This window comes from Brevibacterium oceani, assembly GCF_017948325.1.
Lineage (GTDB): Bacteria > Actinomycetota > Actinomycetes > Actinomycetales > Brevibacteriaceae > Brevibacterium > Brevibacterium oceani.
Map to the genome: position 1 here is coordinate 2,999,711 of NZ_CP072846.1, position 25,916 is coordinate 3,025,626.

Below are 25,916 nucleotides of genomic sequence, written 5' to 3' on the forward strand. Positions count from 1 at the left end.
CAGCACAGACCGGACAGTCACACCGGGAACCAAAAGCGCCGCCGGCGGGAGATCCTATTCATCCCGCCGGCGGCGCGGCTCGAGTCGCTTCATCGCGAGAACTGGTGAAGAGAATGTATACCGGAATGGGCGCCTGCGCAACTGGACACCGAGACCGGCAGACAGACCCCGCACAGTACGACAGACCTGCCCCGCACAGCAGGTCAGCCCTGCCCCGAGCACACTCCGCTTCCACCCTCACCCGCATGCAAAGACATATTCTGTAACTACATCCATGTCATTAGCTAACTCGCGCAGAAGTTATCCACAGATTCGCAAACACTCTGGATTATTCATTCGACTACAGCTAGGTTAAACAGCAAATCTCGCTGTCATTTGAATGGTCTGGGCAAGGGTTCACTGTGGAAGCCACCGAAGTCATCACCAGCGAGGTCCACAAACGGATCAGGGATCTCGATGTGGACCCGCGCGCCGATATTCAGCGCTCCCGTGAGCTCATCCGCACCGTCATCGCCGAATACGACGAACGCAGCCTCGTCGCCGACCTGCCCCTCCTCGAGGACAAGGAGGAGACCTTCAGGCATATCGACAATCAGCTCTCCGGATTCGGCGTCCTGCAGGACTATTTCGACGATCCGCACGTCGAGGAGATCTGGATCAACAGTCCCAGCGAAGTCTTCATCGCCGTCGACGGTGTCCACCAGCTGACGACGACGAAGCTCAGCTCCGCTGAACTCGACGACCTCATCGAGCGGATGCTGCGCACCTCGGGTCGTCGCGTCGACCTCTCGCAGCCCTTCGTCGATGCGATCCTGCCCGACGGTTCCCGCCTGCACGTGGTGCTGCCCGACATCACGCGCAGCCACCCGGCCGTGAATATCCGCAAGTTCATCGCCCGTCCCCGCAATCTGGAAAATCTCGTCTCGAACGGCTCGCTCACCCCGAGCGCCGCCGCATTCCTCGACGCATCCGTGGCCTGCGGAGCGAACATCCTCGTCTCCGGGGCGACGCAGGCCGGGAAGACCACCATGCTCAACGCCCTGGCCGGTTCGATCCCGGCCCGCGAGCGCACGATCTCCTGCGAGGAGGTCTTCGAACTCAACCTGCCCAGCCGCGACTGGGTGCCGATGCAGTGCCGCCAGCCCTCGCTCGAAGGCACCGGCGAGGTCACCCTGCGGGCCCTGGTCAAAGAGGCCCTGCGCATGCGCCCGACCCGCATCATCGTCGGCGAGGTCCGCGAGGCCGAGAGCCTCGACATGCTCATCGCCTTGAATTCGGGCCTGGCCGGAATGTCGACGCTGCACGCGAACTCCGCTCGCGCGGCGATCACGAAGATCTGCACGCTGCCCCTGCTCGCCGGGGCGAACAGTTCAAAGGGAAGGTGCAAATCGTACTGTCTCTTTGCGCACCCTGTTTGGCACTCTACTTCCAAACGTGGTGCTCGTAGTAGTACCGCCATGCCGGGATCGGGAGTATCGGTCGCACCCCCAGGGATAGCGAATGTCCTCGGCAGCCTGGTGAGGTAGTTGCCCATCGTCGTGTGGACGGTCTGGTCCCCGACCTTGATTTGGGCCGAGAACCTAGCAGTGATTCGGTCCTTCGACAGCGGGTTGACGCCGTCGCAGGACAGCTCTCACACCGTCCACTACTTCGTGTACCAGACGTCGTCGCCCAGGCACTAAAGCTACTTGTACCCGATCGGCGTGATCTCCATTGTCGTCTCGGGACCGCACTTGTGCACCAGCCAGCCGCCCCGGAGGTCCTCGGCGACCAGTTTGATAGACTCCTTGGTCACCTCGCCGTCGGCAAGCTTGCCAGTGCCGAGTGGCGTGGAGGCCAGCAGGATCTTGCCCTCCGAATAAGTAAAGAATATCGAGCTCGCCGACTCCCTGCGCATCTCGCTCTTGGTCTCCACGTTTGATCCGACGAACACTGCAGAAAGGCAAAGGCCATTTGACCGCCGCCGACGTCCCTCCAGCCACCCTCGTAGTCGTCCTCCACGGCGCAGTAGGCGTCCGATCCCTCTTCTAGTGCGGCCCGCTGTACCTCGTCGGAGGTCGACGGCGTCGGCGAGGGGTTCTCGTCTTTGACCTCGGGGTCCCGCGCGGCTGGGCCTGAAATAAGCGAGCACCCGGCACGTGCGGCGGCGACAACGATGACGTCGGCAAGCAGAGTAGTGCGCTGCGACTCGCGTCTGGGGTGTAACGACATCTCCAAGAAATTATCCTCCTTCCGGATTTTTCGGAAGGTCAAGCATTGATCCTTCAGTAATACGGTGATATGGGAAAGCTGCGACTCCGGGCTATGGGACGAGTAGCACGCCCACTCGCGACTTTCAGGCGATGCAATGCCAGAGACGGATGCCGAAGTGCTCCGAAAACTTCATCGACTGCACCGCTCCCCTACCCGCCTCAGGATGAGTTCCGTGGAAGAGCGGGACAGTCGCCTGCGGGGCGACGAAAGCGTCAAAAGTCGTCGATCGCCACGGATAAACATCCGGGCTAGGGGCCCTTTGACGGTGCGTGGTCGGCTCCTACTAGGTTGACGTGCCGCGTTGCCACAGTAGAAGTGTTCCAGCCTCTTGCCGGCAATTGACCGTAACCTCACCCTGGAACACGTAGTCCACTGCGCGAGCCGTCACCTCCCACGTACCACCGATCTCGGTCGGCATCGCCGCGTGGTGGTCCTTCGTCGGTCCGTGATTGTGTACGCGCAGGTTCTCGTCAGTGAACATCGCGAACTCCTCATCTGCGCTTATCGTCGCTCGAGGAGGCAGGTCGCCGACGTACCAAGAAACGACGTATCCATCGGGAGTCGCTTCCAGATCCATGTTCGGCGCGGGGTGGCTCAGAGTTGCGGGTTTGATACCCGAATAGAGTCCGCTGTGATCGAATCCGTATGGCTTGAGGTCGCCGTACTTCGGAGGACGTTCGGGCAAAATCTGGAACGGCTTGAACTGGCCTCCGTGATCGCAGTAGTCAGAGTCTGATGCCATCAACAAGGTAACGTCTGACCCGAACGATACTTCCACACGGACGTTCTCGAGGTAGCGGTCCGACTCATTGCGAATCACGAACGTACCGTGATCGAGCGTGTGGAGCAGGAACTCCGTTACTACGCGCTCGGTGGCGTCGCGACACTCCTTCTGCCACTGCTCCACATCGGCACGAAACTGCTCGGTGCTACGCCTGTCGGCACGAACTGAAGTCTGATCCAGGATCGTTTGAATACCAGGAACGTACGAACTCCGCGTGACTGAGTTAGGGATCCCTTCGATCAGTGCATTTACCTCGGTCCCGACCATATTCTCGATGAGATCGCGGACGTTAGCGCGGCTTGTCCGGTCAAAGGCCCCAGAGTAAGTGACTTGCACTTGAGCACCAGTGTGCGGAGCCTTGACGCGTCGTCGCTCCAAGTTCATCAGGTCATAGCTGGTTGCGGGACGGCTCTTGCCCGGCACACGGACCAACACCTCGCCGTCGCGAATCGCAAGTTTGGAAGCGTCGTCGGAATAATCCTTACGGCAAGGATGGATACGATCGCCCCACTGCGGAGGATCGACGATAACCGCCAGCACTAGACCGTCCGGGTGGTTGATGAACTGGTGGTCCCACGTCGGACCGTCCTCGCCGACATAGGGCTCGATAAGATCCCGCAGTACCGCTGCATCCACTGCATCGACTCCCACCAGCGTCTGCGATTGGTCTATGCCGACGAACACGACACCCGACCCACTGAAATGCTTCTCTGCAAGGTCGGGCATGCGGTTTGCCATCGCCAAGATCGCCCTGCTCAAGACAACGGCGGAGCGCTTCATACTCTGCCGGTCGGTGAACGACAACGAGCCTTTCAACTCCAGATAGTCGACCTCAGACAGATCGCCCAGCTCCAGCGCGTAATTGACGAGTGTAAGCCAGCCGGATGTTCCAACAGGCAAGCGAGACAGATCAGCATCCATACGGAAAATTGTCCCTTACACCACTGACATTCCCATAAAACTCAACGGGATTCGCGACGCCAGCCGTGGCAGAACATCCCACAGAGTAGCGATAGCAGGCGAAGAGTTTCGGAGTACTCTGCATCAGCCAGGAACGCAAGCGCAGGCTCGCCCTGCTCGCCTCCTGTCCGGGGAGAACAGGCGATACAGGGTGTGCGAGATCGAGCGTGCCGAAACGAACATATCGAGAGAAAACCGGCTGCGGTCGCGATTTCATGCACGACCGATGGTGACATTTTTGAACCGAAGCCTAGAGCACCTAGAACAGGTAGCGCAGATTGGGGTACTTTCCATCACTCGTCCCCCGCTATGCCCCCTCAATGTTACGCGCGAAGTTGCTCATCGAGTCGGCGAAAATTGTCGACACTTCAGCCATGAAGTTGTATCTGCCAAGATTCTTCGCGGTGTTGTTTCTAGGATTTCGCGTTGCTGGGACTGTAATCAGGCCGAACAACTTACGCCTGCGCTTCAGGTGTACTTCAACTTTCTGTACTTACCAGGAATGAACTCGACACCGTGCTTCTCGATGGCCTTCCGGCGCTTCCTTGCAAGTCTGCGTGACCTGAATGAGGTCGGATCGGTGAGTTTCACGTATAGCGGCGTCGCTACGACGGAGCGGGTGACGTTGATCGAGTCAACTACGTGCAGCACTCTCGCGAAGCCCTCGACCTGCTGCGCCTGCCACCGGGGACCTTCTTCAGTAACTATGCGGTCCAGTTGGCAGGCTGCTTCCGCAGCGTTCGAGTCCAAACCACAGCACGGCCGGGTGTCGAGGTCAGGTGAACTCGCGATCTCATAAAGCGTGTCGCTGTTTGAGCCCATGCGACCGACGGATCCGGTTCTGTCTGTCAGATGACACGTGGACCCAAGCAAGATGAGATCGTCGCCCCCCTCCGGCTGAGGGTAGGGCGTAACGAAGACAACGACCCGGTCTTCTCCATCTCGTCCCGAGTCGGGGTGCATCGTCGCCCAGTGCATGGTGGTCTTGAACTTGACCCAGTCCCCAATCTCCACCATCGGATCGCGGTAGCTGTATGCGCATGCTTCAAGAATCGGACGAATTTGTTCCAGGTACTTCATATGAACCGGACGCTCGTCGATCGCGTGTCCGCCAAACTGGAGCTTCGCGGCATCAATACCCAAAGAAAAGGAAACATCAGCAGCCACCTGCACGGAGGTTGGCCCTGCATCAATGCCGGCGATCTTGCCCACGGAAATATAAAGGTAGTCTTCTATGTTGCGTCGCTGCCAGAACATGGAACCATCGTGCCAATCGCCCCTGACACAGCGCATGAACTGCCTCGGTCGAGCAGGCGCACCCTCCATCTGCCCACGGATATCCCTGTACCTGAACACGAGATCTGGCGAATAAAGTTGAGGTGAGCCGAGATAGGGTTGAGCACGATAAAGATGGGCTGTGAATTGTCACTCAAGAATCCGAGCGACAGCACGAGGTGAGTACATAGATGATTGACAACTCCGTCCCTTGGAAAGAGGCCCTACACAGGATCGCTGACGACGTAGAAAGGAGAGCCAGCCAGAGGCGATGGACTGAACGCACGGGTTTCCTCTTGGAGCGCGACGTCATGATCGCAAGTTTCGCCATGCGAAAGCTTCTGGACACGCCAGGAAAGATCAGCGATGAGGCCCGGGGCGAACTCGTACAGGTGCTCTCGCATCGTCTGGTGGGGCCGCAACCGGACTTCTGGAACCGCTACGAGTTCTGGGAGATGTTCGACCTAGACCAGGTCGAGCAAGAGAGAATCTCTGTCCGAGAGCTGTGTAATCGTGTCGTGCATAGTCTCGTGTTCTCGTTCTGCGCCAGTGAAGAGCCGCCCCACCGACTGGAAGGCATCTTCGTGGCATCTGATAAGAGCAGCAAGAAATCGCTGACCTACATCGAAGTCGCAGAGCTGGTCCAAGTACTCAGGATCTATGCCAATGACGAAGTAGTGAGTCTAGAGATGGTGCGCGACGAGGCGGGCAGGGCCAGCATAGTCAGGGCATCTCGTGAGCGCCGGATCGCTGCTCCTTATATGCCCCGCCGCGACGGCCCGAATCGCGGGTCAAGAATCGAATCGCCAAAGCCTTCCGGTCGAGAATATTAGTAGGGACGGAAGAAGGGACAAGCCTCACACTCCTTTGGCGGCGCACGCATTCGACCTCAGCGTGACACCGCCGCTGGGATGCCTCATTCTGTTGTTATGAGTTCACTTATGGCCTGGGACATTCCGACTCTCAGCGGCACCCCGTTCTCTCTTTCGCTCTCCCCTGGCGAATCAGCAGTATTCGTCGGAGCAAACGGCACAGGGAAGTCCGCACTCAGCCACTGGCTGCACAAGCAGGTTCCTGAGAACGTACCTACCGTGCGCCTTCTCGCTCACCGCCGGTTGTGGCTGTCCTCATCGGGCCCAGAGACGACCGCTTCGTACTTCACGAACATCTCGACCACTTTGTCTTACGAAGACCGTGAACCGACATCGCGCTACCGGGATGTCCGGGGGGACGACCGAACTGCCGGCCTCCTATTTCGTCTCATGAGTGCCGAGAACGAGCGAAATTCTCGAGTTGCCAAACTAGTGGACGGCGGTTCTATTCCCGAGAAACCGGAGTCTTCCCCCTTGTTGCGGATCTCCTGTCTACTTCAGGCTGTCGGCTTGGAGCTGACGTTCCATATCGGACCAAACATGTCGTTCGCTGTGCAAAAGGACGGACATCAATACCCGATCGAACAGATGTCTGATGGTGAGAAGGCAGGGTTCCTGCTCGCCGCTGAGGTGGTGCTTGCTGACGAGGGCACGGTCATCATCCTGGACGAACCCGAACGGCATTTGCACCGTTCGATCTCTGGGTCCCTAGTCGGCCAGATGGTCACTGATCGGCCGGACTGCGGATTCGTGGTCTTCACTCATGATCTGTACCTCGTTGATAGGCTGCGCCACGAGTCAGCGCACACAATGATTGTTCGCGCCGTAGCATGGAACGAGCCAAACGTTTCGGGGTGGGACCTCGAGGAGTTACCTACGCAGGCACCAATACCTGAGGAAGCACGGCATGCAGTTCTAGGCGGCCGCGATCGAATCCTGTTCGTCGAGGGCACGCCCGCGAGTCTCGACTCATCACTCTACGAGCTTCTTTTTCCTGGTTGGTCGATCCAATCTGTCGGCTCATGCCGAGAGATCATCCAGATGGTCAGCAGTCTCCGACGAGCTGCTGAGCTTCATTGGATAACTGCAGCCGGAATCGTAGACGGTGATGCCCGTACTTCTGCCGAAACAGAGAAACTAAAGGAGCAGGGAATCCTCGCCCTACCGGTCAACGAGGTCGAGTCACTCTACTTTCTCCCTGAAGTCATCCAGGCGATGGCAAAATGGCAGGAACGTCAGTTGAGCTCGTCAGCGGAAACACTTTTCGATGACGCGTTACGAGCCGGAGTCGCCAAGATCGCTAGTCTGGAGGTGCAATCAAATCTCGCAGCAGCGAACGCTGAGAAGATTCTGCACCGCCGCATTCAGTCCGAATTGCCGTCAAGGTCAGAAATTCCCAATACTGGAGCTTCCTTAAATCTGACTGTGGACTCCCCCTACCAAGATCAGCTCGACGCCCTCGAGAAGGCTGTGAATGCAAGTAACTGGGAGGTCCTCGTCACCGCATACTCCGTTCGCGACAGCCCAGCACTCGATGCGATCAGTAAGGCGCTCAAATATCCTAACCGAGCAATATATCAACAAGCAGTACTCGGGAGGCTACGTGACGACGCGACTCTCCTGAAATCTCTGCGCGCCAAGCTTCCGTCATTGCCGCTTCCTCCGTCACAGAGCATTCCTTAGCTGGTTCGAACCAGCCACAGGTTCAAGAGCGGTCAGATCGAGTCGTCGCGGCGGAGCTTCGGAGCCGATCTGGTCCCGATACTCGTTCGTCTCCAAACCACGGCACTAGGCATCGAATCTAAAGTCGGGCCTAAGTCCACGGCCGCGGACGGAAGGCTCACCATCGCACGGGCCGCCGCTCGCGGATTTCGCCCCGATTGAGGACCGGAGAAATTACGGCGTGCTTTTACCTCACCTGCGTGGTCGAATCGTGATCGACAACGGCTCCTGCTACCGGGCCAGCGCATTCGCCGCCGGCGAGAACGAGAGCAAACACCGGCGCATCACGCCCAACACACCGTGACACAACGGGAAAGTCGAGCTCAGTCCGGCGCTCCAACCGGGTGCGAAGCTCTGCCGGAGCGACGTCACCGATGACACCTGTCGCCCGAGGCCCCGGCGCGCGGATTCCGGTCAGGCCAGATAGTGCGCAGGACAGGTCAGGCCAGAAGGCAGACGCTAACGGGACAGGCACAGGGAGCGGAATTCTTGTGGAAACGCATGCGAACTCCTGCGGAGACAGGTTACGGCGGAAGATCCGCAGAGCCGTTTGCACAGGTCACGTTGAGAATCCGGCCGAAAAGTGCAGAACTCTGTACCGCGCCCACCCACTTCGTTCTTGGCAGGTCGGAAGACGAGAGAGTTGACGGTGGGGGCGAACAAACGATACAGGGTGTGCAACAAGCTGGTCCTGCTTTCAACGATGCGACACCAAGACTGATGCGGGCGACCGCCTGATTCCTCCTCGACAGGCAGTCATCTCCAGGGCTACAAAGGATCACCCACCCGTAGGCATTGGTGAACGGGAATTCGTTTTCACACGACTCGCTCGCGCGATGCTACTTCTCGTTGCGCCACCACGTTCGCAGTCATGATCAGTCTGCGGTTTGGTTCCTAGCAGTTGAGATTCTATGTGGCGCTGCGAATTGACCAGGCGCGCGCCCGGATCCGGGAGGTCCCGCGAATGCCTGAGCGATTCTCATCCATCTCGAAGCTGTCAGTCCCTCAGTTCTAAGTGCAGTATCGGCGATGTGCCGTCGTTGGGTGACAACGAGGCAGAAGTCTTCGATCGGCCCGGTCACCGTCTCTGTCGCGTGGTCAGGTCCCGCTGTCCATACCGTTCCGTCGCCAAGCTCAAGCTCGACTCGAACAGCGGCAGTCGGCACGTCGATTCCGCGCACCGCAAAGCTGTTGGGAAAAGCAAGCACACCGATTCTGGCGATGTGGGCGAGATTGGACGAGGGCGATGGAGGCACTTTGAGAGCGTCTCTGATGTCCTGACCGTGGGCCCAAGTTTCCATGATGCGAGCCGTTATTTTCGTCGGGAGGCTCATTTGAGGACCAAACCAAGGAACTCGCGTGCCCGGGTCCGCTGTTTTGATTACGTCGACCAGCTTCGATGATTCCACGCACCACCAGCGTTGCATATCCTCACCCGTCCGGGATAGATTTGCAGGGCCTATGAGGTCGACATAAGTCTGCAAGTCAACAATCGTGTCGCGAATGGCGATGAACCGGTTGGGCTGCACGACCGCCAGGCGCGTGATGAAGTCGAAGTGCGCGAGATGCGCAATCTGATCGTGAATCGTCCAGTGCTCTGCCGGCGTTAGCCTTGCCCAGTCGGACTCACCGAGGCCATTGAGCACTTCGCGAAGTCGATGCTGCTCCTCCGCGAGGTCAATGCACAGTTCTCGAACGATAGTCGCTTTAGTCACCCTGTCTGCCACACCGTCTTCCTCTCCCCTGCGAAAACTCGCAGTCACCCATCAGCAATCTTGCCGAGATGGACATCTCAGTTGCCGCGAGTCCGTTGATTTCCCTGCGCGCGACAGTGCCATCACCGATCACCTGGACGCTGGTGACGGGTATGAATCGAGGAGTTTCTGATAGCAACAATTGGCAGAGCCGTCGCTCGCAGCTCGCTGAGAGTCTTAACATCTCAATACGGCCTATTCGCCGAACGAGGGAACGCCCCCTGGAGAGCTCGACAATCGATCGAGCTCCCCGAAGATCGGATCCCATTCTACGATGAGAAGATTCTCCACGATGCCATGTTGCCAGAATGGATCGGAGGCCAAGTACTGGCGAAGCTCGGGTTCATCCACGGCCCGCATCACGAGCCATCCCTGTCGAATATCGGTTCCCACTGAGGGTCCGGAAGCAATGATCGTACCGGCGGCGACATGCTCGCGTACCCATTCAACATGAGGACCAACCCATTCTTGCCACCCAGCCTCGTCAGGGTGCTCTAACCTCACAATGAAAATACTCATGTCCTTCTCCTTTTCACACTTTGGGCGAATATTCGCACTGTTAAACACCGTCAAGAGCGTCATCGAAGGCTTCTCGAGCGCGCTGGATGTTGGATAAGTGGTCGTCTGCCCACGCCAGGAGCACATCGATAGGGTCACGGAGAGTTTTGCCCAGCGGCGTGATTCGGTAGATGACGGCTACTGGACGTGTTGAGACGATCTCGGGCTCGACCACTCCGTTTCGTTCCAGACGCCTCAGTGTTGCCGTCAGAGACTTCTGCGACACCTGAGGGATAGCGCGGCGAAGCGCATTGAAGCGGCTGGGACGTTCGCATAGTTCGTTCAGCACGCTCAGCGACCATCTGTCGTGGACTTGGTCGAGAAGTTCGCGGTGAGGAGCATCGATCCGCAGTTCGTCGCCCGCCTTAGCTGAGGCCGCCTGGTCAGAGGAGGTACCCGTCACGGAGCCACTAATCCTCTCTGGTCAGTACAAATTTCGGGCAGTTCGGCTAACGAGCCGAAGTATGTCACCTTGTGCGCGCTCACGATCCATATGCGCGCGATCGAGCTGAGCCACCGAACCCGACAGACGAGAGACAGCTGAACAAGTTCCATGCTAGCAAGCCCTGTTCTGGCGAGTTTGAAATCGGCGGCTGCGCTACTGTTGACTGCCTCCCACTGATTTCGGCAGGTTGAATGCAGCGATGCCTGAGATCAACGCGGCAGCCATGAGGAGCAACGCCGGCGATCGAGGGTCTCCCGTTTCGTTGACGATCCACTGCGCGACAAACGAAATGGCACCGCCGAGGAGGCTGACAGTCACTCCGTACGCCACAGCGGTCACGACTCCCCTTCGTGCAACACCGGCGAGCGTTCCGTATACAACCGGGGTGGAGGAGGCGTATAACGCCGGCAGACCGGAGACGAGTGCGACGCATAAGACGATGACTCCCATGGATCCGGATTCTCCACTTGCAACAATTCGGTCCCATAGGGGCCAGGCGACAAACAACGTACTGGCCGAGGAGAGCAGAAGCACTCGACGCGCGCCGATCCGATTGGACAAGAGACCACCGCTGATGACTGCAACGACCCCCACGAACAATGCGACGACGATGACCGCCGTGCTTTCGAACAAGCCGAGGCCGAGTTGGGCGAGAAGCGATTGCATGTATGTATAGGTCATGTAGAAGCCGATCGTGTGCAATACAGCCACGCCTGCGATGAGGAAGATCTCTCGTCCGTGGTGCCAGAAGCTTTTGCTCGTCGGGTCTATGGTTGTCGCAGTTCGAATCGGCGGGTCTTCCCCTTCGCGCGCCTCGATCTTAACTTCTTCAAATTCAGGCGTCTCACCAAGTTGAGCCCGCAAGTAGAGTCCGATGGCTCCGAGCGGGAGACCCAGCAGGAAGGGCACGCGCCAGCCCCAGTCATGCATCTGATCTGGACTGAGGTTCGCGCTGAGCCCGACGACGACCAGTGCTGCGAGGAGCAAACCGACAACGCTACCCACCTGCACACGACTCGCCATTTCAGGACGCCGGTGGGCGGGGGCGAACTCCGTCGCGTAGATGACAGCGGTTGTGTATTCGCCTCCGACCATCAGTCCTTGGGTGATACGCAAGAGCACCAAGAGGACCGTAGCTGTGATTCCTATGCTTTCTGGTGTCGGCAGAAGACCGATCAGTCCAGTCATCGCTGACATACCCACGACGGTGACGACGAGCACGGGTTTGCGACCAAGTCGGTCTGTGAGGATGCCGAAGAAGACAGATCCAAGCGGCCGGACGAGAAAGGCGGTGCCGAAGACGGCAAACGTGGACAGGAGCGCTGCCGTCGACGACTCCTTCGGGAAGAACACCGATGCCAAAACTGTGGCCAGGAAGCCGAACGAAGCGTACTCGTAAGTTTCAATGGTGTTACCGACTGCTGCGGCCACACTGGCACGTGAGGTCCGGCGTTGTCTTTGCAGGTTGATCTCGGGAAGAGCCATAGTGCGGGTTCCTTTCGAATGACTGACGCCCTCGCCGATGAGGACGATTTCAAGAGTAGGGTCCAATGCCGAGTTTTGCAAGCATGCTTATACGCATGCTTACATAGTCCGCCAATCACGCCTGCTCCACGCCTCGCCGCAATGATGTAGCGCCCGAGCACGCCCCGCCCCTATGCTCGACGTGTGTCTAAAGATGAAGAATCCACCGAACCATACGACGAGGACCTGACGTATCTCGTCGACGCCGTCTTTCGTCTCGAACGAGCCACGGCAAAGATTGGCAGTCTGCGACTCGCGCCATGGAAACTGACCCTTTCCGGGTATGCGGCCTTGCGCGTCCTCGACAGCCGACCCCACCTGTCATTGGCTCAATTGTCCCGGCGCTGCTTCGTTAAACCTCAGACAATGACGCGCATTGTCACCAATCTCGTCAAACTCGGATATCTCGATCGCGCCGTGAGCCCGAACAATGAACGCGCCATGTCATTGACTCTTACCGACCACGGCCGGTCGACACTTCGCGACATGGATATCGAGGTCCTCAAGGTTAACGATGCCATCGCGAAGAATCTCGACGGCATCGACCTATCCGTCATGGTCAGAGCACTGCGCGACAGCGCCCGCGCCGTCGAGGCTGACATTCAGGAGCTCGAACAACCTCGAATGTAAGCATGCTTGCATAACTGACCGGTCAGCGCTAGCGTATAAGCATGCTGATAAACAAAAGGGCGCAACAGCCGCCCCAAAGAGCAACCGACCAAGCCTTCTACCGAAACGTACTTGGCCACTACCCTGCCGGTGTCGTCGGCATCACAGGACGAGCATCTGACGGCGCACCAGTGGGTATGGTCGCCACGTCTTTCACTTCTGTCTCACTCGATCCTCCATTGGTGGCCTTCATGCCGATGAAGACCTCGACGACGTTCGCGGCACTCCGTGAATCCGGAAGCTTTTGCGTCAACGTCCTCGCCGCCGACCAAGAAGGAATCTCTCGACAATTGGCGGTCAAGGGCGGCGACAAGTTCCACGGAGTCGATTGGCGGACAGAACAGACAGGGGCTCCGGTACTTCACGGCGCGGTCGCTTGGATCGACTGCACGATCGTTTCGGTGCATGACGAAGGCGACCACTACATTGTTGTCGGTCACGTTGAGGATCTCGCAATCGATCGATCCTCGTCGCCCCTCCTGTACTTCCAGGGAGGATACGGCAGAGTCTCCTCGCCGTCGCTGACTGCCAGTGGTGAAACCGATCTGATTACTCACTTGCGCGTCGTCGATGCCGTCCGAGAAGAAATGGTCGAGGCTTCACACGCTGTCGGCGGCGAAGTCGTGGCCACGGCGCTGCTGCGCAATGAAATCGTCGCCCTTGCCACCAGTGGGCACCCAGACCCAGACAGACTCCCAACTCGGATCGGCCAACGCATGCCATATACCCCTCCTTTGGGGGCTGCCTTCGCAGCGTGGTCGGAACCAGCAGAGTGGATCCGCCAAGTACCAGGCGCACAGAGGGAATACGCCGCATCACTGGTCGAGCGAGTCCGAGAACGAGGCTGGTCGGCAAGCCTGAGCGACGGAACACCCTTTTCAGAACTCGAACGCGCCCTTGCCAAGCTACCTCTCACCGGCCCGGGCGGTGATGAGATCGCCGAGGTAGAACAGATGCTGGACCCGAGCAGTCCACTCTACGAACCCGACCTGCACAGCAATTCCGGCGCGGGCAACCACGCTCCACCATTACGCACCGTAGCGGTCCCGGTGCTGGACACCAATGAAACTGCACAGGTCGTCTTCACCGCATATGGACTCCCACCCACCACAACGACGGATGGCCTGAAGCTCATCGTCAACCGACTCCAGACGCTCGCGGCACATGCGAGCGAAGTCATCAACCCGAAGGACGCATCATGACAGAGATCTTCACAGGAGCCCAGCCGCTAGTCGGCGGTGAAATCGACCCCGAGGCATTTCACGACAGAATCGACGCCCTCGACAAATCAGACGTGGTCGATCGAGTCCTCATCGGCTATTCCTCTGTCTGGCCCCATAACCACGCGGTTGTCCCCTATGCGCTGGGACGCACATCTCGCTTCTCCCCCATCCTCGCCCACCGTCCCGGAGTGATGCCGCCAACAGCGGCAGCCCGATACTTCGCGTCGCTCGACGTAGTGTCTCGAGGTCGGCTTGCTATCAACGTGGTTGTCGGCGGAAGCGATAAAGATCTGCAGAGAGAGGGAGACTCGCTGCCGAAGGCCGATCGGTATCGGCGAGCTACCGAGTATCTCGACGTCGTCCGGCGTTCCTGGACAAGCGCCGAACCTTTTGACCACGAAGGCGAGTTCTATTCGGCCTCCGGAGTCTCCCTGCAGACCCGCCCTTACCAAGGACAGGTTCCCATCTTCATGGGTGGAGACAGCGACGATGCCGTCGAGTTCGGAGCAAAGCACGCTGACCTCTACATGCTGTGGGGCGAGCCGCTGGCAGGTACTGAGGAACGGATCAAACGGGTCAACCGAGCAGCCGAAGAACACCAAAGGAACATGCGATACTCAATCAACCTCCGCCTCTTCGTTGCAGAGACCGATGACCAAGCTTGGCAACTGGCCCGCGCCGCGGAACACGAGATCAGCGAAGCACAAGGCACAAATCGGTTCCTGCGGTCGTCAAAGGGCGACACATCCGTCGGCCGCCAGCGCGCACTTGCGTTAACCGATGAAGAGCTCCATGATGACTGCTTCTGGACCGGTCTCACTAAGCTCTTGGGTGGCTTCGCGAACTCACAGGCACTGGTCGGCTCCTACGATCGGGTGTACTCCACTCTGAAGAGCTACCGTGAGCTTGGAATCGATGCCTTTTTGTTCACTACCGGCGTCGAAGCAGCGTGGGATCCATCAATCGAGGAATTCGTCTCCGAAGTCAAGAAAGGCCTATGACAGATGCCGTCAACGAAGACGCTGAGCACGAACAACCGCAGACTCAATGACCTCGGCGGGGGCACTGTCGGTGGGCTCATCGCACGCAGAGCAGCCGGCCACCCTGACAAATCGGCCATCGTGACTCCAACCGGATCCATGACGTACGGTGAACTCGACCTCACCGCCTACAGAGTCGCAGCAGGCCTCACCGGACTCGGCCTAGAAGTCGGCGACAGCGTCGCCATTCTGATGCGAAACCGCATCGAGTGGATCGCCGCATGGGCCGGTGCGGCTCGCGGCGGGTTCGTCTGCGTACCAGTCAACACTGCGTATAAGGGCACGTTCCTCCTCCACGCACTGCAGCTAACATCTGCCCGAGTAATTATCACCCAACCGGCGTTTCTGCCCGCGCTCGAGGAAGTCACAGCTGAGCTCGCGCACCCTGTGCACGTCGTCTGTATCAATTCTTCCGAACCAGCAACTGCACCGATGGAAAACGACTCGTCCGTTCCGAGAGTGATTGGGTGGAGTGACCTGGAGAAGCAAGCCAACGCAGACTATTCTGCGCCTGAGCTGAATCCGCACGATGTGGCCATGATCGCCCTGACCTCAGGTACTACTGGTCGTAGCAAGGGCGTGGTGTGCCCGCACCAGATGCTCACCGTCGCCGCACGGGAGAACGTCGAAGCGATGGAGACTCAAAATTGGGACAGACTTTACACGTGCCTGCCCCTGTTCCACGGCGCGGCCCTGCTCAACATCACCCTCCACAGCATCTACGCAGGAGCTACCGTTGTCATCGGCGATCGCTTCAGCGCCAGCCGGTTCTGGACAGATGTGAAGGCCAATGGCATCACGATGTTCAACGCCCTGGGCTCTGTGCTGCCCATGCTCCTGGCCCAACCACGTCGTGAGGATGATCGCGACAATCCCGTCCGCAAAGTCTTTGCCGCCCCGGCTCCGCCAGAAGTCCTCATGCCGTTCGAAGACCGATTCGATCTTCACATCGTGGAAGGCTACGGTCTCAGCGAAATCAAGAACGTCACGTACAACCCCCTCACCGGTCGCAAGATCGGATCAATCGGCAAGCCCACCAGAACCACCGAGCTTCAGATTCAAGGTGAGAACGGAGAGCCGCTGGCCCCGGGCGCAGTTGGCGAGATCGTCTACCGGCCACGAACCTCAGGCGTCATGTACACCCACTACCTCGCCGACCCCGAGGCGACCATTGCATCAATGCGCGACCTGTGGTGGCGAACCGGCGACTTGGGGTATGCCGACGACGACGGCTTCTACTACTTCGTCGACAGAAAGAAGGATGCTCTGCGTCGCCGAGGCGAGAACATCTCCTCGTACGAAGTCGAGTCGGTGCTGCTGTCGTTCCCCGGCATCACCGAGGCAGCAGCGGTGGGCACGCCCTCTGAGCTCGGTGAGGACGAAGTTCTGGCGGTGATCGGAACCGATAACCCCGACAATCTCAATTTGGATGCACTGTACGAGCACTGTGATCAGCGACTCCCCCACTTCATGGTGCCACGTTACTTTCGAGTGCTCGCGGACCTCCCGCGGACTCCCACCGGCAAGATCCGCAAGGCCGAGCTGCGGTCCGGAGGAGTTACCGATCTGACATGGGATTCGCACGCCGCCGGTCGCAAACCAACCCGAGTGATCTGAGGATCTGACCATGAACTCTGATAACAATCCAGTGACATCGCCACGTCCCAAATCGGCAAGCGAAGGGCCATCGACGGACGTTCGGCTGAAGGACATCGCGCCCCGGCTCGGCTGTCAGGCCCACACAGTCCCAACGCCCATTAAGGTCGAACTCATTGACCGGCTGAGCGCCGCAGGGATTCAAGCCATTGAAGCGACCTCGTTCGTCCGCCCCGATCTCGTACCGGGTCTAGCCGATGCCGAGCAGGTGATGCAACGCGTCGACCGCTCCTACGGAACTCAATGGCACTGCTGCGTCGGCAACGAACGCGGCCTCAGGCGAGCAATCGACGCTGGAGTCGACTATGCCTGGTTCCTGCTGTCAGCAGATGAGGGGTTCTCTAGGGCCAACACGGGGATGACGACGGCAGAGTCCATTGAGCAGCTTGCAAAACTGAGGAGAATCGCAGCAGGCTCGGGCGTCACGATCGGCACGTACCTGATCTTCGCTTGGGGCGGACCCAGCGGACCACCCCGAGGCCCCGAACTCATCAACAACATGGCACCGATGCTCTCCGACGCGGGAGTGAGTGAATGGATTCTCGCAGACTCGAGCGGTTACGCCTCTCCGCTGCAAATGACACAGCTAATCACCGCCGCTTTTGAACACAACGTCGCGGATCGTATCACTGTTCAGGTCCATGACGGACGTGGAATGGGCGTTGCAAACGCGGTTGAGCTCGCCCGACTTGGGATCGCCAATATCGATGTCTCTCTCGGGGGGTCCGGGGGGCATCCGGCCATGCCCAACTACCCGGGAGGCGGCACCTGTAGCGAAGACGTCGTCCTGATTCTCGAACGCATGGGTGTAAGAACTGGGATTGACCTTTCATCCCTAATCGAGACTTCCAGGTGGTGGGCAGATGAGGTCGGCGTGCCTTCACCAGGTTTCAGCCGCCGCATCGGCCCTGTCCCCAATGCCTCAAACGAAAGACCGTCCGCAGACTTCACTTGGCAGTCTCCGGCCTCCGTCGGAAAGGCAGGATAACGCTATGCCCGCAAAGACCACCACGTTGACACTCACTGAGGCGCGAACACTCGCGGCCGATGCATTTCGGTCTGCAGGATTGCCTGACGCCGATATAGCAATCACGGTCGATCACCTCATCGACTGTGAGCTGCGCGGCCTAGCCTATGGAGGGCTGGCTCGAGCAGTATCCATCACAGAACGAATCGCTTCCTCGCCCACGCCTGGAGAAATCTCAGTCATACGACGCACTGGACTGTCCGCAACCCTCGACGGAGGAGACAGAATCGGCTATGTCGTTGCTCAACGAGCGACCGAACTCGCACTGGAGCTCGCGGCTGAGACCGGTTTATGCATCGTCGGGGCGAACAACACCTGGTACACAGGCATGTTCAGCTGGTATCTGGAGCAGGTAACACACGCAGGGTACGTCGGTATGGCTGCCGGCAACGCTGGAACTTTCGTGGCACCATACGGTTCCACCGAGGGGCTGCTGGGGACCAATCCGATCGGTTTCGGGTTCCCCAGTTCCGAGGCCCCGGTCATCTGGGACGTCGGCACCTCTGCTCTGGTACACGCCGAGGTCAAATTGGCTGAAAGACATGGCCGAGACCTTCCTCACGGGATGGCGTGGGCAGCAGACGGCACACCTACGACATCACCGAGTGAGGCGCTGGAAGGAGCGCTGGCGACCTGGGGCGGACACCGAGGATCCGGACTCTCCCTAGCAATTCATCTGATGGGAATGATGACCGGATCACCAGCAATACCAACGCAGACGATAGGCGACCTCGGATTCCTCCTCATTCTCATCGATCCCGAACTGCTGAGAGACCGCGACGAATACAAACACAACGTCGCCGAGCACGCAGAGAGAATACGAACCGCGCGACCGGAACGTGAGGGCCCACCTGTCAGGGTGCCGTTCGACAGGTCACGCAGACAGCGCGAAGCCGCGCGGGAACGGGGCTCAATCGACGTCGACAGCGTCGTTGTCGAAGCTCTGACGAGCCTGGTCGATTAGTTGAAGTCTAGATCCCCGAGACGCTACAGCCTCGTTGCCAGTTCACGCGAGGTCGCGGCACCACTCTCGGTACAAACGAGTATCTTGACGCCGCCTTATGACATGCATGATGGAGCTAAGAGCCCCCGTGAATACTTGCGATGCTCCGCACCGAGGTTCAAAGCAGCTCTTACGAACAGATCATCGGGCGAGAGCCAGCGCGGTGCACCTCACGCCGCGTCCCAAGATACAGAAAGATCGATTCTTGTTCAGATCTCTCCTGACTGCGCTGTTCATTGAGTGTTTCGAAAAGACCTTCGAAGTATCGTTGCCGAAACTACGTCTCCCTGCAGTATCCACGGGTGACCAGACTTCAATAGAGGACCCCCGTCTCTCAAGAAGGAGCTCACCAATGTCAGTGCACCGCTTTACCCCTGAAGGGCTGCAGCCTCACACACCTTATGATCATGTCGCCATCGCCTCAGGGAGCCGACAATTCTTCATCAGTGGCCAGATCTCTCGCGACGGTGAAGGAAATCACGTTGGCGGCGACGATCTTTCTACCCAGGTTGAGCAGGTTCTACGCAACACTGCCCACGCCCTCGAGGGGGCGAACATTTGAAACGGAGCGTGCAAACTTTAGTCGCGCAGTTGCGTACCGGATCTGTCTTAGCCTTGATCCACCAATGCGAGTAGCCGGATCAAGCCGCGCGTGAAATGGAAATGCCCCTTCTGAACTGGGAAAATGATGATGTTCGAAGTCAACATTCCCGTTCAAGAAAGGGGCACCTCTCAGGTGCTATTCAACCACACACCCGCGTCTGTGTCTCACTCCTTCGACGATGCGAACCTGACGGCCACTACCGGGCTCGTCCCGATCATGAGCCTCGCCCAGATGGCGGGCCTGCCAGACCTCGCCGAAGACCGTCTGACCGTGACCACCACCGGAGCCGACAAGGGCGCGAACCCTGCACCGAAACTGGCTACCCTGGTCGCGGGAATGGCTGCCGGGGCCGACTCGATCGATGACATGAACATCCTCCGCCACGGCGGCATGCAACACCTCTTCGATCGTGTCTACGCGCCCTCGACTCTGGGATCGTTCCTGCGCTCGTTCGCCTTCGGCCACGTCCGGCAACTCGACGCGATCTCTTCCCGATTCCTGACCAACCTCAACGAGCACACACCGCTGCTGCCAGCCAGCGAAGACACTGGACAAGCGATGGTGTTCGTCGATGTCGACGACACCGTCATCGATGTCCACTCCGCGTCGAAGCAGGGAGCTGGATTCGGCTACCAAGGCAGTCGTGGCCTCAACGCACTGTTGGCGACCGCATCGACGGGCGACTCCGGCCAGATCATCGTCGGCCAGCGCCTGCGCAAGGGCTCAACCTCGTCAGCCCGGGGTGCTGACAAGTTCGTCGCCGACGCTCTGGCCACCACGACCCGAATCAACTCCGGCCTCCCACCCCTGGTCAGGGCTGATTCGGCGTACTACTCCTCGACTGTGACCAAAGCCGCCCGGGATGCCGGGCTGAAGTATCGATCACGGTGCGCATGGACAAGAAGGTCAAAGCAGCGATCGGAACAATCAGCGACGGCGCATGGACTGGCATCGAATACCCCGAAGCGATCTACGACGAAGAGACCAGGGCCTGGATTTCGAAGGCCGAAGTCGCCGAGGTCCCGTTCACCGCATTCACCTCGAAGAAGAAGTCCCTGCACGCCGCCGGCCGCTTGGTGGTCCGCCGCATCCCGGAGCTCAACGAGACCAAACGCACTGCCGGACAGGACCCATTGTTCGACTTGTTCCGCTATCACGCGTTCTTCACCACGGTGGACAAAGACCGTTTCGACACCGTCGCTGCTGATCACATCCACCGCAGACACGCGATCATCGAGCAGATCAATGCGGAGCTGAAGAACGGTGCCCTGGCACATATGCCCTCTGGGGTGTTCAACGCCAACGCCGCCTGGGTAGCAGTCGCAGCGATCACACACAACCTGCTGCGGGCTGCTGCCGGACTCATCGGTGGACGGATGAGCAAAGTGCGCGCTCAGACGCTGCGGACACGGATCATCGGCATCCCGGCCCGGATCGCTCACCGGGCCAGGAAGCTGATTGTGCACCTGCCGAGACGGTGGCCGTGGTCGACGGAATTCGCACGACTCTGGCACGCGGCTCTGAGCCCACCTACACGATCATTGTCCTGACCGATTCGCTCCTGCTCGAGCACGACGCCGCAGGGTCTGGGGGAGACCCCGGGGAATCATCTATGTGGAAGAGACCGGTGGGAGACCGGGACACTACTTCCTGCCCTCGCACCGCGTTCGCACTCGAATCCGAGTGAGCCCCTTGCCATCAAGCGAATCGGTGGATCAAGGCTAAAGTTGCGGAACTCAGGGGCTGACGCGCCAGCGGGGCACCAACGGTCTTCGTCGGAAGAGGAAGCGTCCGAAGACAGCCTCAGCACGGACTGAGGAGTGGGCCGGACGATCGAGTCGAGCGCGAGTACACAGCTCCTGGCCCGAACTGTGTCTGGGTCGCGTACACTACTAATATCCCGATGCAGGCTCGGTGGGTGTACGCGACGTTCATTCTCGATGTGTCTTTCCTCTGTAACATTCAATGCTAAGCAGTGAGGAACGACAGCAGCCAACTCAGCACGAACGAACCCTGATTGTATGTCCTTTTGCTCCCACTCCAGTCACGTTTCAACTTTAGACTGATTTAACGTAGAAACTCTCGGCTCTTCTCTCATCATTGTCCGGTAAAGGGAAAAACACATGGCCAGTACAATTAGTGTCAACGGAGAAGCGATCGCAATAGGCAAGTTCTGCAAAGCGTTAATTCCCCCGGAGAGTAGAGTAACAGACGCAACAGCGCTCACCGCAATAGCCCATATCAATTTGACGAACAGTTTTGGATTCTGACTACCCCCGGTAGACATGCTTGCCAGGACAAAAGTACCGGAATCCGCAGAAGTAATAAAGAACACACTGACCAAGACGATAGCAACCAACGATGTAATGGTCGACAAAGGCAACTGATCAAGAGTAATAAACAAAGCAGTGGTGACATCATTCTCTACAGCTCTCGAAATTATTCCCCCTCCTTCACCAAGCTCAATATTAAGCGCCGTTCCACCGAAGATAGAAAACCAGGCGAAGCACGCGAGGCTTGGAAGGATGAGGACAACAATCACAAACTCACGAATCGTTCTTCCCCGAGATACTCTGGCAATGAAAGTCCCCACGAAGGGCGACCAAGCAATTGCATTCGCGAAATAGAATAACGTCTGATCTTGAGCCCACTTGCTCTGTCCGGGGTCAAAAGCGTTCTGGTCGAGACTCATCGGTAGAAGATTATGGATATATCCACCGAGTGTTTCAAAAAATATGTTGGAAGAAAAGACAGTAGCGCCTATAACAAGTATCAGTAGCATAAGAGCGATCGCAAGTACGATGTTAATATTGCTAAGGATGCGGATGCCGCGAGCGACTCCGCTAATTGCAGATATCGTAAACACGATAGTTATTACCACGATTATCAGTATCTGCATTATAGGGCTGACAGGGACGCCGAATAAATAGTTCAGTCCACCGTTGATCTGAAGTGCCCCGAGGCCAAAGGAAACGGCGACCCCGAACATTGTCGACAGTATTCCAAGGATATTGATCACGTCACCAATTGGCGCGCTACTGCGCTTGTTCATTAGGCCTGGAAATGCTGAACTGAGCATTCCAGACCGCCCCAGGCGGAATGTAAAATACGCTATGCATAGCGCGACAACAGCGTATGCCGCCCAAAGGTGGAGCCCCCAGTGAAAGAATGTGTAACGCATACCCAGTTCCGCTGCGGCTGCGCTTCCCGCTTCAGCACGCCCATATGGAGGGTTATTTAGGTGAGAGACCGGTTCAGCTACTCCGAAGAATACTAGCCCAATTCCCATTCCCGCCGCGAATAACATTGCGAACCACGAAGTTCGACTAAATTCTGGTTCCTCGTGATCCTTCCCCAGCCGTACTCGACCATATCGGCTCAAAGCTAACGCGCAGAGGAAGATCACAAAAATGGCTGTCGCTACGAGATAGAACCATGGCGCGTTCCCGCTTATTGCGTTGACGATTGATGTCAAGACTTCGTCGAGCACATTTGGAAATATAATACTCCATGTGACGAACACAAGAACAAATAGTGCGGTTATTGGAAGAACATATATTGATACTCGTGAATCTTGTGCCTTCATTACCAGGCCTCCTTAATTTCTACGCTGCAGCGAGAAGGCAAGTTTTAACAACGCAGATCCACATCTCGCCTTCGAAACATGGATCTGCGAATGTTAAACTAGCGCATTCGCAGATTGGTGCGCGTTCTCACCGTTGGGGACTAAATATCGCTATTCAGTTGAGCAATGATTCCTCAAATGGGAAACGTGACAGTACCTCTACCCCGGTTTCAGTAATAAGCACCTGATCTTCTAGTTTGACCCCTTCGTTTCCGCCATCCAATCCAATATAGCTTTCAACGCAGATGACCATACCGGGAACGATTTCTCCGTCGTATCCAGCGTCCGGGAAATCGCCAGTATGATACAAGTAGGGGTATTCTCCGGTCATTCCACAACCATGTGCAGAGAGGTAGTATCTGTTTTCGTAGTATTTGCCTGGAATGTCCCACGCTTCAATCGCGTAGTCGCGGAAACTCATTCCGGGCCGCAGGATTGAGGTGTTGTACTTCAATTGCTCGCGCGCAGTTCTGTAAAGAGTCTTCTGCTCGTTTGAAGGCTTCTTCGGGCCCGAGTGGAATGACCTTGAGAAGTCAGAGTAATAGCCATAGCAACCAACCACATCGGTATCCAACGCGATAAGCTCGTTTGGTCCGATGATGTTTTCGCTAGTCTCCTGGAACCAGGGATTTGTGCGTTCTCCCGCGTTGAGCAGTCGCGTTTCGATATAGTCACCGTCCTGCGCGATTATTGACTGATGTAGCACAGACCAAAGCTCTACCTCGCTGAGTCCTGGTTGGATGGCATCACGCAGTGCCTGCACTCCTCGTTCCGTAGCGCGTAGAGAAGCGTTGACGCATTTGAGTTCTTCCGCGGATTTCACCGATCGCGCCATTTCTAGTGCATACTGGGCATCTACCACCCGAACTCCATTCTGGTTGAGCTCGATTGCGGCTCCAGCATTCATGCGCTCGAGCCCAACAGTTGCGCCCTTTCCGACCAATTTGTTGATCTCGTGGAGCATGTCCTTTGCCCACTGTCGCTCCATCGCACCGATAAAGGGGCCGGCCGCGACAAAACTTGCGGTCTTCGCCGGACGAATTTCGTCGATGGTTTCGAGTCCTTTTGCCAAGTGTAGGCATCCGGTGAACTCGTACAGGATTGAGTCGTTCTGAGTCAGCAGCAGATATCGAGCAGGAGCATTGCGCATTGAGAATACCTGCATATTTCTCGCGCCCGTAGCGTAGCGAATGTTCACGGGATCTGAAATTACTAGGGCATCGACTCCGAGCTCGTTCATTTGGGTTCGAACTCTGTTCAATCGATAGCCGCGCACCTGCTTCATATCGATGTCTTCATTGGTTGGCTCTCGGTCCAGGAGGGCCATTCCTTCGAGATCCGCGCGTTCGGCATGCCAATCTAACTCGGCCATAGGAAGTCCTTTCTTCGGTGAAGTTGAACCAAGGCATCGTCTGATCGCAATGGCTGAGTTCAACAGGCGTACAGAGAGTCAATAGTAGGGAGGCCCGACGGCGAGTACATCGGAGAAGAATCCACACTTTCACCGGCTGGAGGTGCGTGCCTTGCTACTATTGTTGAATCATGGCCATGGGTCGACCTGGAAGCGCTCCGGTGGCAGGCAAGCAACTCTCCAGGGGCGAAAGGTGACACGTGCACGCTCTGCAACAAGCAACTGATGAACTTGCAAGCCGTTTGGGCCGTGCGGTTTACCTCGAGGACTCTGCGTTTCGACCTTTGGCCGCAAGCGCCCAACTCGGCAAGATCGATGATCCAAGGGTGGAGGCTCTTCTCTACCGGGAACCCGCAGATCACCACCTGAAGTATTTCGTTGACTGCGGTGTCATTCATTCGAGACATCCTCTGCGGGTACCGGCGAACGCGGACTACAACCTCATGGCCCGAATCGTCGTTCCGGTTCTAGTCGGAGGGCGGATCATTGCCCGAATCTGGCTCATTGATGAGAGCCCACGAGTGAGTGAGGACGACATCTCGACAGTTGTGGAGACCACAGCCGACCTGTTGCCTCATCTTGTCGAGCACAACGACCAGCAGCTTCGCGACGCAACACATGCCGGCGAACTTCTACTAGGGATTTTGGAAGCAGGCAAGGACCGCAGGGAGACCCTCTTTCAGCAGCTGGAAGATCACTATGATCTTGCTGACTCAGAACGTCTGCACGTAGGCGTGGTCTGCATCGAACCTGACTTTGATGTCTCACACACACAACCAGAGACGCTCCCCTTGGACTCGATCTTAAACAGCGTAATCGGCCTCTCCGAGGGCAACAACGTAGCCGGATATACGCGCGATAACCAACTCGTTCTACTCACTTCGCTAGACGAAGCTGACAGGTCTCGCCTGGCAGTTCTCAGCGATGTTGTACGCAGGTCCGCCATGCTGCATGCAACATCTGTGAGTGCTATTGGGGTCGGCGGGGCTATGGGTTCAGTCAATGATTTCTCGAAATCTGTCCGTCAAGCGGCATTCACAGCCCGCATCTGCCAGCGTGTGGCAGGGTTGGAAGGCCAGGCGAGTTGGGACTCTCTTGGGGAATACAGGCTCTTCCTGGACACAGAATGGAGCCTGGCCGGTGTTTCCTCAATACATGCGGGGGTAGCTTCGCTGATCGAGGAGCACAAGACGCCGCTCGCGTCGACATTACTGACATACCTTGAACGCGATGGGGACGTGGAAGAAACGGCAGCAACGCTGAACGTGCACCGGACAACCTTGTATTATCGCCTGCGCCAAGCCAAAAAGGCACTTGGCGGGACCCTCATGGGCAATGATGGTTTCGGGGTTCATGCAGCACTACGTCTCGCTCAACTGTCTGGTCTACTTAGCCTTGATCCACCGTTTTGGTGATGGCTGACGATGGTGTCGTGAATAGGAAATGTCCCTCTGACGTGGGAAAATAGTAGTGCTGAAGCCACCAAATCCACACGTCAGAAGGACACCTCG

At 57.7% G+C, this 25,916-nt stretch carries 22 protein-coding genes; 13 read left to right on the forward strand and 9 right to left on the reverse strand.

Annotation, left to right across the window (positions count from 1 at the left end):
- Window positions 1-401 precede the first annotated feature (401 nt).
- Window positions 402-1,526: a TadA family conjugal transfer-associated ATPase gene (locus tag J9314_RS13365; RefSeq protein ID WP_210602822.1), complete on the forward strand. Its 1,125-nt coding sequence runs from the start codon at window positions 402-404 to the stop codon at window positions 1,524-1,526.
- A 158-nt stretch (window positions 1,527-1,684) separates the two neighbouring features.
- On the opposite strand, the gene J9314_RS13370 is transcribed toward J9314_RS13365, so the two are convergent.
- The 3 genes from J9314_RS13370 to J9314_RS13380 all read right to left on the reverse strand — a co-directional run bounded on the left by J9314_RS13370 (window position 1,685) and on the right by J9314_RS13380 (window position 5,254).
- Window positions 1,685-1,915: a hypothetical protein gene (locus J9314_RS13370; protein ID WP_210602823.1), complete on the reverse strand. Its 231-nt coding sequence runs from the start codon at window positions 1,913-1,915 to the stop codon at window positions 1,685-1,687.
- A 621-nt stretch (window positions 1,916-2,536) separates the two neighbouring features.
- On the reverse strand, window positions 2,537-3,958 hold the full coding sequence (locus J9314_RS13375) for an AlbA family DNA-binding domain-containing protein (RefSeq protein ID WP_210602824.1): 1,422 nt from the start codon (window positions 3,956-3,958) through the stop codon (window positions 2,537-2,539).
- A gap of 507 nt (window positions 3,959-4,465) precedes the next feature.
- Entirely contained in the window at window positions 4,466-5,254 is a 789-nt protein-coding gene (locus J9314_RS13380) for an SAVMC3_10250 family protein (RefSeq protein ID WP_210602825.1), read from the reverse strand.
- A gap of 209 nt (window positions 5,255-5,463) precedes the next feature.
- Here J9314_RS13380 and J9314_RS13385 point away from each other — a divergent pair, with 209 nt between their 5' ends.
- The gene (locus J9314_RS13385; protein ID WP_210602826.1) at window positions 5,464-6,105 is read left to right on the forward strand and encodes a hypothetical protein; all 642 of its coding nucleotides are present in this window, start codon (window positions 5,464-5,466) and stop codon (window positions 6,103-6,105) included.
- A 108-nt stretch (window positions 6,106-6,213) separates the two neighbouring features.
- Window positions 6,214-7,827, forward strand: a complete 1,614-nt coding sequence (locus tag J9314_RS13390) for an AAA family ATPase (RefSeq protein WP_210602828.1) — start codon at window positions 6,214-6,216, stop codon at window positions 7,825-7,827.
- A 914-nt stretch (window positions 7,828-8,741) separates the two neighbouring features.
- Here J9314_RS13390 and J9314_RS13395 read toward each other — a convergent pair.
- From J9314_RS13395 to J9314_RS13410, 4 genes are all read right to left on the reverse strand, one after another.
- Window positions 8,742-9,593, reverse strand: a complete 852-nt coding sequence (locus J9314_RS13395) for a TIGR03084 family metal-binding protein (protein ID WP_210602834.1) — start codon at window positions 9,591-9,593, stop codon at window positions 8,742-8,744.
- A gap of 222 nt (window positions 9,594-9,815) precedes the next feature.
- Complete coding sequence (locus tag J9314_RS13400; RefSeq protein ID WP_210602835.1) at window positions 9,816-10,139, reverse strand: YciI family protein; 324 nt, start codon at window positions 10,137-10,139, stop codon at window positions 9,816-9,818.
- Between the two features lie 40 nt (window positions 10,140-10,179).
- Window positions 10,180-10,581 carry a winged helix-turn-helix transcriptional regulator gene (locus J9314_RS13405; RefSeq protein WP_210602837.1) on the reverse strand — a complete coding sequence of 134 codons (402 nt, stop codon included), beginning with the start codon at window positions 10,579-10,581 and terminating at the stop codon, window positions 10,180-10,182.
- Window positions 10,582-10,776: 195 nt separating this feature from the next.
- Window positions 10,777-12,108, reverse strand: coding sequence for an MFS transporter (locus J9314_RS13410; protein ID WP_210602838.1), 1,332 nt, complete (start codon window positions 12,106-12,108; stop codon window positions 10,777-10,779).
- Between the two features lie 183 nt (window positions 12,109-12,291).
- Here J9314_RS13410 and J9314_RS13415 point away from each other — a divergent pair, with 183 nt between their 5' ends.
- From J9314_RS13415 to J9314_RS19465, 9 genes are all read left to right on the forward strand, one after another.
- Window positions 12,292-12,777: a MarR family winged helix-turn-helix transcriptional regulator gene (locus J9314_RS13415; protein WP_210602839.1), complete on the forward strand. Its 486-nt coding sequence runs from the start codon at window positions 12,292-12,294 to the stop codon at window positions 12,775-12,777.
- A gap of 41 nt (window positions 12,778-12,818) precedes the next feature.
- Window positions 12,819-14,018, forward strand: a complete 1,200-nt coding sequence (locus tag J9314_RS13420; RefSeq protein ID WP_210602840.1) for a flavin reductase — start codon at window positions 12,819-12,821, stop codon at window positions 14,016-14,018.
- Window positions 14,015-15,040 carry an LLM class flavin-dependent oxidoreductase gene (locus J9314_RS13425; protein ID WP_210602841.1) on the forward strand — a complete coding sequence of 342 codons (1,026 nt, stop codon included), beginning with the start codon at window positions 14,015-14,017 and terminating at the stop codon, window positions 15,038-15,040. The genes J9314_RS13420 and J9314_RS13425 overlap by 4 nt, the downstream gene beginning before the upstream one ends.
- A gap of 3 nt (window positions 15,041-15,043) precedes the next feature.
- On the forward strand, window positions 15,044-16,696 hold the full coding sequence (locus J9314_RS13430; RefSeq protein ID WP_281412332.1) for an AMP-binding protein: 1,653 nt from the start codon (window positions 15,044-15,046) through the stop codon (window positions 16,694-16,696).
- A gap of 10 nt (window positions 16,697-16,706) precedes the next feature.
- Window positions 16,707-17,723 (forward strand): beta/alpha barrel domain-containing protein, encoded by a 1,017-nt coding sequence (locus J9314_RS13435; RefSeq protein WP_210602845.1) that lies wholly within the window; start codon window positions 16,707-16,709, stop codon window positions 17,721-17,723.
- Window positions 17,724-17,727: 4 nt separating this feature from the next.
- Entirely contained in the window at window positions 17,728-18,726 is a 999-nt protein-coding gene (locus J9314_RS13440) for an Ldh family oxidoreductase (protein WP_210602847.1), read from the forward strand.
- A gap of 391 nt (window positions 18,727-19,117) precedes the next feature.
- A complete protein-coding gene (locus tag J9314_RS13445) occupies window positions 19,118-19,327 on the forward strand; it encodes a RidA family protein (RefSeq protein ID WP_210602848.1) in 210 nt (69 codons plus the stop codon).
- Between the two features lie 258 nt (window positions 19,328-19,585).
- Window positions 19,586-20,626 (forward strand): transposase, encoded by a 1,041-nt coding sequence (locus J9314_RS13450; RefSeq protein ID WP_425514185.1) that lies wholly within the window; start codon window positions 19,586-19,588, stop codon window positions 20,624-20,626.
- Window positions 20,542-20,919, forward strand: a complete 378-nt coding sequence (locus tag J9314_RS19465) for a transposase (protein WP_425514162.1) — start codon at window positions 20,542-20,544, stop codon at window positions 20,917-20,919. The genes J9314_RS13450 and J9314_RS19465 overlap by 85 nt, the downstream gene beginning before the upstream one ends.
- Before the next feature lie 494 nt (window positions 20,920-21,413).
- Here J9314_RS19465 and J9314_RS13455 read toward each other — a convergent pair whose 3' ends face one another.
- The gene (locus J9314_RS13455; protein ID WP_210602850.1) at window positions 21,414-22,955 is read right to left on the reverse strand and encodes a BCCT family transporter; all 1,542 of its coding nucleotides are present in this window, start codon (window positions 22,953-22,955) and stop codon (window positions 21,414-21,416) included.
- Between the two features lie 154 nt (window positions 22,956-23,109).
- Window positions 23,110-24,366, reverse strand: coding sequence for a M24 family metallopeptidase (locus J9314_RS13460; RefSeq protein WP_210602852.1), 1,257 nt, complete (start codon window positions 24,364-24,366; stop codon window positions 23,110-23,112).
- A gap of 239 nt (window positions 24,367-24,605) precedes the next feature.
- Between J9314_RS13460 and J9314_RS13465 the strand changes: the two genes are divergently transcribed.
- Window positions 24,606-25,820 carry a PucR family transcriptional regulator gene (locus J9314_RS13465; RefSeq protein ID WP_210602853.1) on the forward strand — a complete coding sequence of 405 codons (1,215 nt, stop codon included), beginning with the start codon at window positions 24,606-24,608 and terminating at the stop codon, window positions 25,818-25,820.
- Window positions 25,821-25,916: the final 96 nt, after the last annotated feature.